Consider the following 17,782-nt stretch of genomic DNA (forward strand, 5'->3'; position numbering starts at 1 on the left):
TATTCATTATTTATAAATCAACAAAATTATTAGATAAATTATTGTATTTTTTATTTTACTTAATAAGAATTTTAATTTAAGATATTATTATAAAATATTTATCATTAAAGTTTTGGAGGATAATATGCTAAGAAAATTTTTTCTTTTTTAATTATATCAACATTTTTTTTAACAGGATGTAGTAATCAAATACCGGAATCAGATTCTAGCGCAAAGAACCATTCGCTTTCAACCTCTTATAAGGAGAATATAACAACAAATAACAAAATAATTCTTTCCGGGAAAACTCTTACTAATTATAAATATATATATTTAGGAAATTTATTGTTTTTCCCTGATCCTAATAACAATAATAAGTTATCAGTATCTGAACTTGCTAAAAGCAATACTGTAATTTCTCAAGAATCAATAATAGATATCTTCGATTACTCTATAGATTATCTTATTTCAAATAATGATATAATTTATTTTTCATCAATCTCTAAAGATAGAGGATTATTTAAGTTGGATTATCAAAAGAATACTATCACAAAACTTAATAACGATTCTCCAAAGGGACTAATTTACGCGAATGAAAAATTATATTATATAGATTCAAATACTCAAAATATTTATTCATATGATGTTAAATCTAATTCTAAGTCATTGTTATCAACTTCTAAGGTCGGAAACTTTATTATAAATAATAATTCAATATTTTATAGGAATCTAGATGATAATTCAAAACTATATTGTTTAAAAATAGATGGAAGTTCTAACATTAAATTAACTGATGACTCTGTAGATAGTTTCGTAACTTACAATAATGAAATTTTATTTGTAAATAGTTCTGATAATAATACATTGCATTCTTTTAATATTTTAAATAGCGAATCAAAAAAGATACTAAATGTAGATGCTAGTAAATTAAAGCAAAGTGATGAAAGAATTTATTTTATTAATAATGCTAGTGCTAATACAATTTGCCAACTTACTAAGAACAAAGAAAATAATGACTACACATTTACTGAAATATTTTCAGATTCTACAAATGAATATTTTCCTACTGATAAAGGAATCTTTATAGAAACTTCCACTAATATAAATGAAGTTAAGTTTATTAATATGAATTAAAATAAAGAAAAGGCCTTAAGGCCTTTTCTTTATTTTAATTTATTTACAATTTCTTTAAATTTATTTCCTCTAATCATGAAATTAGGAAACATATCAAAAGATGCACAAGCTGGTGATAAAGTAACTATATCCCCTTCTTTAGCTAACTCCTTAGCTTTTAAAACCGCATCCTCTAATGTATCCACCATACTTATAGAAATCTCAATTCCTTTTTCTTCTTTAAGTTTTTCAAAAGTACTTTTTATTTTATTTCTTGTATCTCCAAGAAGTATAAGTTCTTTTATATAAGGATATCCTTCATCTGCTAGTGGTTCAAATGGTATATGCTTATCATATCCCCCCGCTATTAAGATAACCCCTTTCTCAAAAGCTAACAATCCTGCTAAGGTTCTCGTTGGACTTGAAGCAATAGAGTCATTATAATATTTAACTCCATTAAGTTCTCTTACTAGTTCACATCTATGTTCAACTCCCCCAAATGTTTCTGCCACCTTTTTCATTACTTTTAATGAAACATCCTCTTTAGTAGCTAAAAATGCAGCTAAATAATTTTCTATATTGTGAATTCCCTTAATAGCTATATCTTCTTTATTACATACTTCTTCATTATTTAGGTATAATATATTATCTTTTAAATATGCTCCATCCTTAATCTCTCTTTTTGAGCTGAATTCTCTTACTTCTCCATTAGCTTCTGAAACAAATCCATGAGTTATTTCATTTTCCCTATTTAAAATCAATAATCCATTTTTTTCTTGATATAAGAATATATTTTTCTTTGCATCTATATATTCTTGCATATCTAAATGCATATCTAAATGATTTGGTGCAAGATTTGTTACAACTGCAACATCTATTGGATTATTCATAGTCATAAGTTGAAAACTAGATAATTCTAAAACAACTTTATCATCTTCTTTTATTTCTTCTATATTTGAAAATAATGGAGTTCCTATATTCCCTCCAACCCAAGTTTTATATCCAGCTTCTTTTAAAAGCTTAGATATAATGGTTGTTGTCGTTGTTTTCCCATCACTTCCTGTTATTCCATAGACTTTTCCCTTGCAATATCTAACAAACTCCTCCATCTCAGATGTTATATATGCACCCTGTTTTTTTACTTTCACTAATGCATCACAATCTATCCTCATAGAAGGAGTCTTAAAAACAACATCAAATCCTGATAGATTATCTAAGTATTTTTCCCCTAATTCTAAGGAAACTGATAGCTCATCAAACTCTACGGCTATATTTCCTAAATCTTCTCTGTTTTTCTTATCAAATGCAGTTACATTTGCTCCAAGCTTAACCAGAAACTTTATAAGAGGTATATTACTAACTCCGATACCAACCACTGCAACTTTTTTGCCCTTTATAAACTCTTTAAATTCACTAAATTGCTTCTTCATAATCTTCCTCCAGAATTATATATAAAATATTATATGAAATATTCTCTACTACGTAACTCATTCTATAATACATTAGAATGAATAAGTTCACCTTATTAAGTCTGTCCCAATTCCTTCTAATTATAACACTTAAATTTATTAAACACAAAAAAGAGCAGAATATGTAAAATTCTGCTTCTTCTTATAATTAAAATTCTAAGCTTTTTTCTATATAGGCTTCTAAATCCTCAATTTTAACTCTTTCTTGTTCCATAGTATCTCTATTTCTAATAGTAACTGCATTATCTTCTAATGTATCAAAGTCTATTGTTATACAGAATGGAGTTCCTATTTCATCTTGTCTTCTATATCTCTTACCTATACTTCCAGCCTCATCATATTCCAAATTAAACTTTTTACTTAAATCCGAATATACATCTAACGCCTTTTCAGAAAGCTTTTTTGAAAGTGGTAAAATAGCTGCCTTATATGGTGCTAACGCTGGATGTAAGTGCATAACTGTTCTAACATCTCCACCTTCTAATTCTTCTTCATCATAAGCATCTACTAAGAAGGCTAATGCAACTCTATCTGCTCCTAAAGATGGCTCTATAACATAAGGAACATATTTTTCATTAGTAGTAGGATCTAGGTAATTCATATCTTGACCTGAATGTTCTTGATGTTTCGTTAAGTCATAGTCTGTTCTATCAGCTATTCCCCATAATTCTCCCCAGCCAAACGGGAATAAGTATTCTATATCTGATGTTGCATTTGAATAAAATGATAATTCTTCTTCTCCATGATCTCTCATTCTTAAGTTATCTTGTTTTACACCTAATCCCAATAAGAAGTTCCAGCAATAATCTTTCCAATACTTAAACCATTCTAAGTCTGTTCCTGGTTTACAGAAAAATTCTAATTCCATTTGTTCAAACTCTCTAGTTCTAAAAGTAAAGTTTCCTGGTGTTATTTCATTTCTAAAAGACTTTCCTATTTGTGCAATTCCAAAAGGAACTTTTTTTCTTGAAGTTCTTTGTACAGACTTAAAGTTTACGAATATACCTTGAGCTGTTTCTGGTCTTAAATATATTGTGCTTGCGGAATCCTCTGTTATTCCTTGGAATGTTTTAAACATTAAATTAAACTTTCTTATATCTGTATAGTTTAACTTACCACACTTAGGACATACAATCTTATTCTTTTCTATATATTCCTTTAATTGTTCATTAGACCATCCATCTGCACTTGCAACTTCTGCTCCATTTTCAGTCATATGATCTTCTACAATTTTATCTGCTCTAAATCTCGCCTTACACTCTTTACAATCCATTAGCGGATCTGAAAATCCTCCAACGTGACCTGATGCAACCCAAACTTCCGGATTCATTAATATAGCACAATCTACTCCAACATTATAGGGACTTTCTTGAACGAACTTCTTCCACCATGCTTTTTTAACATTATTTTTGAATTCAACTCCTAGAGGACCATAATCCCATGAATTTGCCAATCCTCCATATATTTCTGATCCTGGAAATACAAATCCTCTATTTTTACAAAGAGCAACAACTTTATCCATAGTCTTTTCTACTGCCATTTTAATACCTCCAATTTTTTTATAAATAAAAAAGGCCTTAAACACCTAAAGGGACGAAATTTAAATTCCGCGGTTCCACCCTTCTTGGCTTTAGCCCAACTTTCTCATTGATTAATACTCAAAAGCGCCCTTCAGTATAAATTAATAACGATTTTCACCATGCATCGTCTCTCTAAAAGAAATTTAAACTTACTCCTCTTTCTCACTGTATTTATTAAATTATATATTAATTTTACCAAAAGCCTTATATATGTCAAGTGAAAAATAAAAAAGGTTTTTATAAATATAGATTACTCCATACTTATAAAAACCTTTTTTAAATGGCTCCGTGGAGAGGATTCGAACCTCCAACCTATCGGTTAACAGCCGAGTGCTCCACCATTGAGCTATCGCGAATATTATAAATTAATCTTAAAATTAAAATGGCTCCGCGAAGAGGATTCGAACCTCCAACCTATCGGTTAACAGCCGAGTGCTCCACCATTGAGCTATCGCGGAATATTTACTACATTAGTTATTATATCAATTTTTATTAATATTGCAAGTGTTTTTATTAAAAAAGTTTTTTAAATTAATTCTTCAATTAATTTATTAAGTAAAATAATTAACAATTAACAATTAAAGAATGAATCTCTAAGAGATTTTAAATATAAAAACATCCCTAATTGTTAATTGTTACTTTAAAAATTATTAGTTAAATTTTTTTCATAACTTTTATTTAACTGGTTTCATTGTTGGAAACATTATAATATCTCTTATTGATGCTGAATCTGTTAAGAACATTATAAGTCTATCTATTCCTATTCCAAGTCCACCTGTTGGAGGCATGCCTGTTTCCAAAGCACTCATGAATTCTTCATCTATCATGTATGCTTCGTCATCTCCAAGTTCTCTTTCTTTTTCTTGTTGATTAAATCTTTCTCTTTGAACTATTGGATCATTAAGTTCTGAATATGCATTACAAAGTTCTCTTCCGAATACAAATCCTTCAAATCTTTCTGTAAACATATCATTTCCTCTCTTCTTCTTAGTTAGAGGGGATATTTCAACAGGGTAGTCACAAACAAACGTTGGTTGTATCATATGTTGTTCTGCATATTCTTCAAATAAAAGATTTAAAACTTCTCCCTTTGTTACGTGCTTTATATCTTTTTTAAATTCTAAGTGTTTTTCTTTTGCTATAGCTTGTGCTTCTTCATCAGAATTTATGGAATTAAAATCTACATCTGCATATTCCTTAACTGCATCAACCATAGTTATTCTTCTCCATGGTGGTGCAAAGTCTATTTCAGTTCCTTGGTACATAACCTTAGTACTTCCATTAACTTTTTTACAAACTTCAGCTATCATATTTTCTGTTATTTCCATCATATCATTATAATCAGCAAAAGCTTGATATAATTCAATCATAGTAAATTCCGGATTATGCCTTACTGACATACCTTCATTTCTAAAAGTTCTACCCATATCATATACTCTTTCAAGTCCTGCAACTATAGCTCTCTTTAAGTATAATTCAGGAGCTATTCTTAAGTACATATCAATATCTAATGTATTATGATGTGTTACGAATGGTCTTGCTGAAGCTCCTCCTGCTATTGGTGCAAGCATTGGAGTTTCTAATTCTATAAAACCCCTATTATCTAAGAATTCTCTAATTCCTCTTAGTATAGAAGCTCTTTTTATAAAGTTAATCTTAACTTCAGGATTAGAAATCATATCAACTTCTCTTTGTCTATATCTTAAATCTGGATCCTTTAAGCCATGCCACTTTTCTGGAAGTGGTTTTAAAGACTTACATATTAATTCAAAGCTTTTAACTTTAACTGAAACTTCTCCCGTTTTAGTTTTAAAAACTTCTCCTGTTGCTACAACCCAGTCACCTAAGTCATATGATTTATATGATTTTAAAGCCTCTTCTCCTACTTCATCAATCTTTATGAATAATTGAATTTTTCCATCTCTATCTTGAACATCTGAGAATACAACTTTACCTTGACCTCTTTTAGACATAATTCTTCCAGCAACTGTAACTACAGTTCCTGATAAACTTTCAAAATTATTTTTTACATCCTCTGACATATGAGTTCTTTCAACTTTATATACGTCAAATGGATCCTTTCCTTGGTCTTGTAATTCTACTAACTTCTCTCTTCTTAATGCTTCTTGCTCACTAAACTGAGATTCTAACTCTTGTATATTCATTTCCTCAGTTGACATTAAATATCCCTCCGTTTACTCTCTTCTTATTCCTAATACTTCAAACTTGTTAACTCCACTAGGTACTGAAACTTCAACTATTTCTCCCACTTTTTTACCTAGCAATGCTGCTCCTACTGGTGATTCATTTGATATTTTAAAATTCATAGGATCTGCTTCTGCTGAACCTACTATTGAATATTCAACCTCTTCATCAAATTCATAGTCCTTAACCTTGACTATTGCACCTACTGCTACTATATCTGTTGGTATTTCTGACTCATCAACAACTACAGCATTCTTTAGCATATTTTCTAATTGTATAATTCTTCCTTCTGTGAAAGCCTGCTCATTTTTTGCTTCATCATATTCAGAATTCTCACTTAAATCTCCATATCCTAATGCAACTTTTATTTTTTCAGTTATTTCTTTTCTTTTAACAGTTTTTAGAAATTCCAATTCATCTTCTAATTTCTTTACACCTTCATATGTCATTAAAAATTTTTTTGCTTCACTCATGATTTTCTCCCCTTCAAATTTACTACTATTTTATTTAAATACCTAACACTAGGTCTGATATTCTCCAAATCATTTAAAACATTATAAATCAGCATATATCTTCTGTCAACTAAGTAATGTTTCCAAAAGGCTTGTAAGTATTATAGCTTTAATAGATATATATTATTCTCGCTTTTAATATATTTATTCTTCAATATATTAATTATTCGATATATTAATTAAACATCTATTTATCTTTTAGCTCTTCCTTATAATTATTCAGCAAGTCAAATACTTCCTTACTTTCATCTAACGTATTCATAACGCCTCTTATATCATTACTTTTTGGTAATCCTTTAAGATACCAAGATGCATGTTTTCTCATTTCACGTACAGCTTTTTTTTCTCCGCCATATTTTATTGATAATTCATAGTGTCTTAAACACATTTCTATTCTATCTATATAAGTTATTTCTATAGGATCTATTCCATTTAACTTATTTTCTATTTGTTTGAATATCCAAGGATTTCCCATACTACCTCTCGCAACCATGATTCCATCGCAATTAGTTTTATTTTTTAGTTTAAGTGCATCCTCTGCTGTAAATACATCTCCATTTCCTATTACTGGTATCGATACAGATTCCTTAACTTTCCTTATTATATCCCAATCCGCTTTTCCTTCATACATTTGTTCTTTTGTTCTTCCATGAATAGTAATAGCATCAGCTCCAGCATCTTCTAGGCCCTTAGCAAAATCAACAGCATTGATATTACCTTCATCCCATCCTTTTCTGAACTTAACTGTTACAGGTTTTGATGACACCTTTTTTATTTCTTTTACTATTTTAGCCGCTAATTCTGGATGTTTTAATAAGGCTGAACCTTCTCCATTTTTAGTGATTTTATTTACAGGACATCCCATATTTATATCTACTATGCAAATATCTTCTCTGTCATTAAAATATCTTTGTACTACTTCTGCCATTATTTTAGGATCATTCCCAAATATCTGAGCTGCAACAGGAATTTCTTCATCAGCTATCCTAAGTAAGGTTTTTGTGTTTTCATTTCCATAGTAAAGTGCTTTTGCACTTACCATTTCCGTATAAACTAGTCCACATCCCATTTCTTTGCATAGACCTCTAAAAGCTATATCTGTCACTCCTGCCATAGGTGCTAGAAAAACATTATTACTAAATTCTAGGTTTTTAATTTTCATAGTATACTACTCCTTATTTTTTTCGTATATTATTCTTAACCCCTCTAATGTTAAACTAGAATCTACTTTATCTATAAAGTTAGTTTCATTAGCTATTAAATTAGCTAGGCCCCCTGTTGCTATAACTAAAGGTTCTGCTGCTCCAAGATCCTTCATTTCTTTTTTTATTTTATTTACTATATACTCTACTTGACCAATATATCCATAAATTATACCAGCTTGCATACTAGATACAGTATTTTTACATATTATATTTTTAGGCACTTCTAATTCTACTCTTGGTAGCTTGGCAGCTCTATCAAATAATGCATCAGAGGATATTCTTATTCCTGGAGTAATACATCCACCAAGATAGTTTGCATCTTTTGTTAAAGCACAAAATGTAGTTGCTGTTCCAAAATCTATTATTATAAGATCTTTTCTATATTTTTCATGTGCTGCTACTGCATTTACAATCCTATCTGCTCCAACTTCCTTTGGATTATCATATTTAATATTTATTCCAGTTTTAACTCCCGGTCCAACAACTAAAGGATTAATTCCAAAGATCTTTTTTATCATATTTTCTAATGAATGCATTATATTTGGAACAACTGATGAAATTATTATCCCTTTTATATCATCTGGTTTCAAATTCCCTTGAATAAAAAGTTGCATAAATTGAATAGAATATTCATCCGATGTTTTTTTTGCATCAGTAGATATTCTCCAACTAGAAATAATTTCGGAATTTTTATATACCCCCAAAACTATATTTGTATTCCCTACATCTACCACTAAAATCATATTGGCACCACCTTAATACAATTAAAAGCAGCTTCGAAAGCTGCCTTTATTCAAATAAATATAATCACAATAAATTTAACAATTTAATTTTAACAATTACTACGCATTTGTCAAGGGTTGTAAATTTTATATATTAAAATAATCCAATTATTTCTCCGTTATCTAATATATCCATTTTATTTGCTGCTGGTACCTTTGGTAGTCCTGGCATAGTCATTACGTCACCATTTAACACTACTATGAATCCAGCTCCATTAGATACTCTTACTTCCTTCACTGTTATATCAAAATTTTCTGGTCTACCTATCAGTGATGGATTATCTGAAAGAGAATATTGTGTTTTTGCCATACAAATAGGCAACTTATCTAGCCCAAACTTCTCTAGTTCTTGTATTTGCTTCTTTGCATTAGGCGTAATAACAATCCCTTTAGCTCCATAAATTTCTTTTGCTATAGTTAATATTTTACTTTCTATACTACTTTCTACATCATAAATAGGCTTGAAGTTAGACTCTTCGTTTTCCAATATATCACAAACTACTTCTCCAAGCTCTATTCCTCCATCTCCACCTTTTTCCCAAACTTCTGATAAAGCTGCTTTCACACCAAGTTTATTGCAATAATTTTTAATGAACTCTATTTCTTCTAAACTATCTGTAACAAATTTATTTATGGCAACAACTACCGGAACATTAAACTTCTTAATATTTTCAATTTGCTTTTCTAAATTACTGATCCCTTTAGATAAAGCATCTACGTTTGGAATATTTAGATTTTCTTTACCTACTCCCCCATGATTTTTTAATGCTCTTACAGTTGCAACTATAACTACACAATTAGGATCTAAATTTCCATATCTACATTTTATATTTAAAAACTTTTCAGCTCCTAAGTCCGCTCCAAATCCAGCTTCTGTTACTACTATATCACCCAATTTTAATGCCATCTTAGTTGCTATTATAGAGTTACATCCATGAGCTATATTAGCAAAAGGTCCTCCATGTATTATAGCAGGTGTATTTTCTAAAGTTTGAACTAAATTAGGCTTTATAGCATCTTTCATAAGTAAAGCCATGGCACCTTGTATATCCAATTGTTTTGCATATACTGGATTACCATCTAAATCATACGCAATTAGAATTCTCCCCATTCTTTCTTTAAGATCTGATAGACTATCTGCTAAACATAATATAGCCATTATTTCTGATGCCACTGTTATCATGAATCCGTCTTCTCTTAAAAATCCATTAAGCTTTCCTCCTAATCCTACAATAATGTTTCTTAGAGCTCTATCGTTCATATCTATAACTCTTTTAAATATTATTCTTCTTGAATCAATTCTTAGGTTATTCCCCTGATGTATATGATTGTCTATTGCCGCTGCTAGTAAATTGTTAGCACTTGTTATTGCATGCATATCTCCTGTAAAATGTAGATTTATATCCTCCATAGGAACAACTTGGGAGTACCCTCCACCTGCAGCCCCTCCTTTTATTCCAAATACTGGACCAAGGGATGGTTCTCTTAATGCTATCACCGCATTTTTTCCATTTTACATAAAGCCTGACCCAAACCAACAGTTACAGTTGATTTTCCTTCTCCAGCAGGTGTTGGATTTATGGCAGTCACCAATACTAATTTCCCATTTTTCTTTTCTTTATTTTTTTCAAATATCTCCAATGATAATTTACATTTATATTTTCCATATTGCTCTATATAATCTTCTGATAAATTTAATTTTTCTGCTATCTTATTTATATGTTCCATTTTTACTTCTTGAGCTATTTGTATATCACTCTTCATATTGTACACCCTACCTTTTAATATAATATATTCTTATTTTATACATAAATTATATCATCTAACCTTACTCATTAAAATAAAATTTCGAATATTCATTTGTTTTAAATGTTTATATTTCGTTATAATGAAGTATTTTTTCTATTTATATAAGTTTATCCAAAACAATTATTCGCCATTGGTTATCTCTTCTATCTTATTTAGAGTAAAAAAAGAAGTAGCCAAATGACTACTCTTTTAATTTTTTAGCTCGCATTAAAAATTCTTTCAAATTCTTCGCCATCAATTTTTTCTTTTTCTAATAATGTTAATGCTACAGCATGCAACTTATCAATATTTTGACTTAGTAAGTTTTCTGCTCTTTCATAAGCTTCATTAATAAATCTCTTAACTTCTTTATCTATTTCAGCTGCAATTTCTTCACTAAAGTTTCTGCTATGTCCTAAATTTCGTCCTAAGAATACTTCATTATTATCTCCACCATAAGAGATGGTTCCAAGCTTTTCGCTCATTCCATATTCCATTACCATAGCTCTTGCAATAGCACTAGCTCTATCAATATCATTTTTTGCACCAGTACTTATATCTGATAATATGATTTTTTCTGCTAATCTACCACCAAGTAATCCAACCATATCATCTTTTAATTTATCTCTTGATGTGTATGATCTATCTTCTTTAGGTAAATGCATTGTGTATCCACCTGCCATACCTCTTGGTATTATACTTATTTCATGAACCGGGTCTGCATGTTCTAGAAGTTTCATTACAACTGCGTGCCCTGCTTCATGGTAGGCAGTTAATTTTCTATCATGTTCATTAATTGCTCTACTTTTCTTTTCTGGTCCTGCTATTACTCTAGTTATAGCTTCTTCAAACTCTTGCATTCCTATTAATTTCTCATTTTTTCTTACAGCTAATAAGGCTGCTTCATTTGCTAAATTTTCTAAATCAGCTCCACTAAAACCTGGAGTTCTCTTTGCTAAAACTTTTAATTCTACATCTTCTGATAAAGGTTTTTTCTTAGTATGAACCTTTAATATTTCTTCTCTACCCTTAACATCAGGAGCTCCAACTACTATTTGTCTATCAAATCTACCTGGTCTTAATAAGGCCGGATCTAGTATGTCTGGTCTATTTGTGGCTGCTATCATTATTATTCCTTCATTTGCCCCAAAACCATCCATTTCAACTAGTAATTGATTTAATGTTTGTTCTCTTTCATCATGGCCTCCACCTAATCCTGCACCTCTTTGTCTACCAACCGCATCTATTTCATCAATAAACACAAGTGATGGTGCACTCTTTTTTGCTTGTTCAAATAAGTCTCTAACTCTTGATGCCCCAACTCCAACAAACATTTCAACGAAATCTGACCCTGATATACTATAAAAAGGAACACCAGCTTCACCAGCTATAGCTTTTGCTAATAAGGTTTTACCTGTTCCTGGAGGTCCCACTAGTAAAACTCCCTTAGGAATTCTAGCTCCCATCTCCGTATATCTTGATGGTTGTTTTAAAAAGTCAACTATTTCTTCTAATTCTTGCTTTTCTTCATCAGCTCCAGCTACATCATCAAAAGTAACTCTTTTGGCATCTGGAGGCATTATTTTAGCTCTACTTTTTCCAAAGTTCATAACACCTCTACCACCGCCACCACCTTGTGATTGCTGTGACATCATAAAGAAGAATATAAAGAATAATACTAATATCATTAATGTTGGAATTATACTTATCCATACACTACTATTTGATGGTTGTTTAAAATCTACCCTTATATCATCTTTAGGAGCTTGATTCATTAACATTTGCACCATTTCACTAGGTGCATAAGTATTAAATTGCTTGTTATCTCTTGTTTTCCCTGAAATAAGCATCTTGTCTGGATGAACCATAATACTTTCTATCTCATCATTAACCCATTTTTGTTGAAAATCACTGTATGATATCTCATCTGCCATCTTACCGCTATTCCATAAGAATGTCGCAGATAAGAAAAGTATCAAAATAACAAATATCCATACCGTTGCACTTGAATATTTTTTCATTCAAGTCCCCCCTTTCTTCTAGTTTTATTATATTGCATTTATATATTTTTTAATTTTTATATACCTCTTCACTCAATATACCTACATAAGGCAAGTTTCTATATCTTTCTGAATAGTCTAATCCATATCCTACTAAGAATTCATCTGGAACTTCAAACCCACAATATTTGACTTCAATATCTACTTTTCTTCTAGAAGCTTAGTCAATAAAGTTATTATCTCTATACTATTCGCCTTTCTAGTTCTTAAATATTTTAATAAATAGTCTAATGTTACTCCACTATCTATTATATCTTCTACAATAATTATATCTTTTCCTTCAATACTATGATCTAGATCTTTTAGTATTCTAACTACCCCTGAAGTTTCTGTAGAACTTCCATAACTAGATACTGCCATAAAATCTATTTCACATGGTATTGTTATGCTTTTTATAAGATCAGATGCAAATAGTACTGAACCCTTTAAAATACCTACAACAAGTAAGTTTTTATTTTTATAATCTTCACTTATTTTACTTCCTAATTCCTTAACTTTCTTCGAGATTTGATCTTCAGTAAGTAATATTTTCTTTATGTCCCTTATCATCCTTTTATTCCTTTCTAGTAAAAGTAATTTTTAATATATTTTGGGTTTCCTTTGTTATTTTAAATTTTTCAGAAACTTTATATCCTACTATCCAAGCTACCTCATCATCAAAACATAAAACAGGAATTTTATCTCTTTTTTCTACTGGTATCTTTAAATCAATAAAGATATCTTTAAGCTTTTTACTCCCCTTCATACCTAAAGGAATTATTCTATCCCCATTTTCTCTTTTTCTGATAATCAACCTTTCTTCTATATTATCATAATCAAAATATTTTATTAATACATTATTAGAAAATTCTATATTATTTTTATTATTTATAAATTCAAAATCAATCTTATATTCGCTATATTCACAAGAATATTTTTTTAACTGATCTTTATTTGCTATAATTTCTTCACTTTTATTTTCCTTATTAATATACTCCTTATTTTTTAATAATATATCCCCATATATATTTTCAGCTATTATTTCATTTGGTAGAAATACCTTTTTATTAGTAGTATTTCTAGATAAATCAATAACTTCATAAATATGTTTCATTTCAAAATTATTATATTTTCCAGTAAACTCCACAAATGCCCTTTTTATAAGTCTCGTTAATACTGCTTTATCTAATATAAAGGCTTTCTTAGATATAGTCATATAATCCTTTTTATTAAGACAATATTTTTTATAATAATTATCACATTGTTTTTCTATAAAGTCATTATCTATTTGTAATAAACTAGACATTCTATTTATGGTTTCTATAATATCTCTGTTAAAATTCTCTTTCATATATGGCAATATGTCTAATCTAATTCTATTTCTACTATATATGTTTTCTAAATTGGTTTTATCTATTCTAGGATTTAAATTGTTATCTTTACAGTAATTCTCTATCTCATCTCTTGAAAGACATAAGATAGGCCTAATTATTCCCCCACTTCTTATATTCCTTATCCCACATAATCCTTCAAGCCCTGATCCTCTCATCATGTTCATAATTATAGTTTCAGCTTGATCATTAGAATTATGTGCTACTGCTATTTTACTATAATTATATGTATCTTTTATAAAGTTAAAAAATTTATATCTTTCTTCTCTACCTGCCATTTCATGCGAAATATTTTTTTCCTTTGATATTTTGTTTATATCAACCTTTTGGGAATAAAAATCTATATTAAGCTTTTCACACAATTCAGATGAATAATTCTCATCTTTTAATGCATCTTCACCTCTTAGCATATGATTCACATGAGCAGCTCCAATTTTTATATTTAACAATTCTTTAAGTTCATAAAGTATATGAAGTAAACAAACCGAATCAGGTCCTCCTGATAAAGCTACTAATACTTTATCATTTTCTTTTATGAGATTATTTTTAATTATAAAATCCTTTACCTTGTTTATCACATCAAAACCCCTTTTTATTTCGCTAAGCAAAATAATTGAATTATAAATCATATATAATATAATAACCTTATGATCTGCATATGTAAACACTATGATTAGTTAATTTTTACAATGCTCAAAATTGAAGAAGATGAGATAACAAAGTTATATCTCACCCTCTTTATATCTACTAAGTTATTAATATACAGAATATAATTTTGACACAAGTACCGTCATATCATCCCATACTTTTCCGCCACTTAAGACCATTGCCTTTTCAAGTATATCTCTTGATAAAGCTGATGGATTTGTATCTGCGTATTTTAAATATTCCTGTAACCAGGAATAACTTCCAACATTATTTTTATCTATATCCAATATACCATCACTAATTGATACTATTATATCTCCATGTTTTAGTTTAACTTTTTCTGAACTTATATCAACACTATCTAAAATCCCAAATGGTAAGCTATTGGATTTAATAACTTTAACTTCCTCTCCTCTCTTTATAAAACTAACTACTCCCCCAATTTTAATAAATTCAGTTTCTCCTGTATATAAGTCAACAATATTCATATCCATAGTTGTAAATTTTTCATCTTCGTTAAACTTCATTGCCATTATAGAATTTACTGTATTTATAGCAGTCTTTTCACTAAATCCATTTTCTATGAACTTTTCTATTAAATTTACTGCAAGACTACTTTCAACCCCAGCTTCTGGGCCAGAGCCCATTCCATCACTAACTATAGTTAAGTATGTTCCGTCACTATTTTTAGCAAAACTATGGCTATCTCCTATAGACGTTTCACCATCCTTAGCCTTTATAGCTGAATAAGATGTCATATGATACTTAGGAGTTTCCTCTATAACAATTGAGCATTCATCTGTATCAGGGTTTATCCTACATCCCCCATTCGCTATAGACACAGGAACTTTTACTAAGCCATTTATTATAGGTAATATATTTTTGGCACAGTAATTCCCACCTTCGCAATTGGTTAAGGTTATTTTAATTTTCATTCTCCCTTTTCTATCTAAATAGCAAAAAACATCCTTATATTCTATCTTATTTTTATTTAAAGCCTTCTTAAGAACCTTATCTATCTCTGAACAAATTGATATATCATTTTCAAAATCTCTAATCATATCCCCCATAGTAGAAGATATATTATTTATGTGATTAGCTATTAAACTTCTGCCTTCTGCAAGCCTAGTTCTTAATGCCTCATTCACAGTGTAATTATTTACAATTTCTTGAGCATTTTTTATTAGGCCTCTTTTTTTAACGCACTTCTTTTCTAAGCTCTGAGGAAAATTCATTTCATTGTTCTCACAACCACTTATAAGTTCAGAAAAGCCTTCAAAAGTAGAATGTAAGTTGCGATCCCAACATCTTTGTTTAAGCTCGCAATTATAACAAACTCTATCTGCTAAACTCTCCACCATAGCAGTTCCTTTGTTACTTAATGATAAAATATCATTTTCACCTAAATTTAATATAGATGCTGACAAGCTTGATAATATAGATTTCATTGAGTTCAATCTATCAACAAATTCATTTTTTATTCCATTTAAATGTGCATCATTTATACTTTCAGTCTTTTTTTCTTGATTAAATTCCTTGCTTATAAACTCTATAAACATTTTAGGAATTGCTATAAAGATTGCTGCAGATATTAAAACTTCTATTCCCCCATAAATTGAAAATTTATCAGAATACATTGATATTATAAAATACACAACTAAATAAGCTATTGATGAAAATATTCTTCCAGTATCTTTAAATATCCCTATAATAAGTCCACATAAACTATATAAACTAATATATATTATTATATCGTTACTAGTCATTCCTATTACGAAGCCCATAGAAACACCTATGGCTGCTCCTAAACCAGATCCTCCAACATATGCAAAAATAGCTATAACAGCTAATGCAAATATATTTCTTATATATATATCGAAAATATTCAAATTACCTATTCCTGCTACCAATAAACATAACAATAATCCTATACTTATTAATTCTTCTGTTGAGAAGAAATAATTACTTTCTAATTCATCAACACAATTTAGTGCATAATTTAGTATGTATCTTACTGGTATTATACTTATTACCTTTAAAGCAGAAAATGTTAAATTGACTCCTATAGGTTGATTATTTACTAGTAAATTATATATAAAGAAAATTGAAAATATCAAACCAAAAATTATTGTATCTCTTTGTTTTAGCTCTATCTTATTACATATTTCAATATATGCCATCACTATAAAAGCTACTATACAATAAGAAATAGCTCCTTCTAAACTCTTATATATAGACAAATAGCCTATTATTATCCCAATAAAAGATAATAATATATTTCTGCTCTTTTCTTTTTTTATTCCTATGAGATATGCAATCCCAAAAGGGGCTATACCCATTTCTACTGTTATTGATAGTAAAACCCTACTTAGTAAAAATCCTATTATAAAAGATATAATCATTCCTATTGATGAATGCTGAACATTTAGTTCATTTTTATTATTCCTCTTCTCCAACCTCTTATATGTTGATATATCAACACCATACTGCATATACGTCCCTCCAATTTCCATAAAATGTAATTTAAATTATATCATTGCATTTCTGAAATATATGTCATATAGTGTATCTTATTATTTTTTTCGTTGGACAATAATATATAAAATTCCTTATGGCTAGCCAAATAATTTTTATTCTATTGCATAGTTAGTTTTTATAAGCTTTATCATCATATTATGTTAATATTAATGAAATTTAAGGCATTATTCTATTTTTATATAAACTTAAGATTGAATTTACATTAAATATTTTCAATACAAATTTGTCACTATATAATTTTTATGAAGAATAAAAAATTACAAGATATTAATGTTTTATAACTTTTAGTCATATACTTTATTTTATGACTAATTAAAAAATAATTTTAACCCCATATCAAATGACTTAAGTTAAATAAAAAAATAAAACCTTTTAAATATTAACTCTAAAAGGTTTCATATCTTTATAATAAAAAAAGCACTTAATTAAATTAAGTGCTTTTGGTGCTGAAGACCGGAATCGAACCGGTACGGTGTTTAACCACCGCAGGATTTTAAGTCCTGTGCGTCTGCCAGTTCCGCCACTTCAGCGTA

The 17,782-nt window shown here is 29.3% G+C and carries 10 protein-coding genes, 3 tRNA genes, 2 pseudogenes and 1 other annotated feature; of the genes and pseudogenes, 1 reads left to right on the forward strand and 14 read right to left on the reverse strand.

Annotated features, from left to right (window positions below):
* The first annotated feature begins 324 nt into the window (after nt 1-324).
* Complete coding sequence (locus A500_RS06710) at nt 325-1,113, forward strand: DUF5050 domain-containing protein (RefSeq protein ID WP_016206833.1); 789 nt, start codon at nt 325-327, stop codon at nt 1,111-1,113.
* A 29-nt stretch (nt 1,114-1,142) separates the two neighbouring features.
* Here the strand turns inward: A500_RS06710 and murD are convergent, their stop codons facing one another.
* The 14 genes and pseudogenes from murD to A500_RS06780 all read right to left on the reverse strand — a co-directional run bounded on the left by murD (nt 1,143) and on the right by A500_RS06780 (nt 17,779).
* A complete protein-coding gene (gene murD, locus A500_RS06715; protein WP_016206834.1) occupies nt 1,143-2,522 on the reverse strand; it encodes a UDP-N-acetylmuramoyl-L-alanine--D-glutamate ligase in 1,380 nt (459 codons plus the stop codon).
* Between the two features lie 187 nt (nt 2,523-2,709).
* On the reverse strand, nt 2,710-4,101 hold the full coding sequence (locus tag A500_RS06720) for a glycine--tRNA ligase (RefSeq protein WP_016206835.1): 1,392 nt from the start codon (nt 4,099-4,101) through the stop codon (nt 2,710-2,712).
* 46 nt (nt 4,102-4,147) lie between these two features.
* Nucleotides 4,148-4,316, reverse strand: a binding site (T-box leader).
* 106 nt (nt 4,317-4,422) lie between these two features.
* Nucleotides 4,423-4,497, reverse strand: a tRNA-Asn gene (locus A500_RS06725).
* A 27-nt stretch (nt 4,498-4,524) separates the two neighbouring features.
* Nucleotides 4,525-4,599: transfer RNA gene (locus A500_RS06730), tRNA-Asn, on the reverse strand.
* A gap of 216 nt (nt 4,600-4,815) precedes the next feature.
* Nucleotides 4,816-6,321 carry a lysine--tRNA ligase gene (gene lysS / locus A500_RS06735; RefSeq protein WP_016206836.1) on the reverse strand — a complete coding sequence of 502 codons (1,506 nt, stop codon included), beginning with the start codon at nt 6,319-6,321 and terminating at the stop codon, nt 4,816-4,818.
* A 15-nt stretch (nt 6,322-6,336) separates the two neighbouring features.
* Nucleotides 6,337-6,819, reverse strand: a complete 483-nt coding sequence (gene greA / locus A500_RS06740) for a transcription elongation factor GreA (RefSeq protein ID WP_016206837.1) — start codon at nt 6,817-6,819, stop codon at nt 6,337-6,339.
* 226 nt (nt 6,820-7,045) lie between these two features.
* A complete protein-coding gene (gene dusB / locus A500_RS06745) occupies nt 7,046-8,020 on the reverse strand; it encodes a tRNA dihydrouridine synthase DusB (RefSeq protein ID WP_016206838.1) in 975 nt (324 codons plus the stop codon).
* Between the two features lie 6 nt (nt 8,021-8,026).
* Nucleotides 8,027-8,806 (reverse strand): type III pantothenate kinase, encoded by a 780-nt coding sequence (locus A500_RS06750; RefSeq protein WP_016206839.1) that lies wholly within the window; start codon nt 8,804-8,806, stop codon nt 8,027-8,029.
* A gap of 133 nt (nt 8,807-8,939) precedes the next feature.
* A pseudogene (locus A500_RS06755) lies at nt 8,940-10,609 on the reverse strand (formate--tetrahydrofolate ligase).
* A gap of 242 nt (nt 10,610-10,851) precedes the next feature.
* Complete coding sequence (gene ftsH / locus A500_RS06760) at nt 10,852-12,654, reverse strand: ATP-dependent zinc metalloprotease FtsH (protein WP_016206842.1); 1,803 nt, start codon at nt 12,652-12,654, stop codon at nt 10,852-10,854.
* Between the two features lie 49 nt (nt 12,655-12,703).
* Nucleotides 12,704-13,242, reverse strand: a pseudogene (gene hpt, locus A500_RS06765) (hypoxanthine phosphoribosyltransferase).
* 4 nt (nt 13,243-13,246) lie between these two features.
* Entirely contained in the window at nt 13,247-14,641 is a 1,395-nt protein-coding gene (tilS, locus tag A500_RS06770; RefSeq protein ID WP_016206844.1) for a tRNA lysidine(34) synthetase TilS, read from the reverse strand.
* Nucleotides 14,642-14,818: 177 nt separating this feature from the next.
* Nucleotides 14,819-17,203 (reverse strand): stage II sporulation protein E, encoded by a 2,385-nt coding sequence (gene spoIIE, locus A500_RS06775; RefSeq protein WP_016206845.1) that lies wholly within the window; start codon nt 17,201-17,203, stop codon nt 14,819-14,821.
* 487 nt (nt 17,204-17,690) lie between these two features.
* Nucleotides 17,691-17,779, reverse strand: a tRNA-Leu gene (locus A500_RS06780).
* Between the last annotated feature and the right edge of the window lie 3 nt (nt 17,780-17,782).

Origin of the sequence: Clostridium sartagoforme AAU1 (genome assembly GCF_000401215.1) — a bacterium.
GTDB lineage: Bacteria > Bacillota > Clostridia > Clostridiales > Clostridiaceae > Clostridium > Clostridium sartagoforme.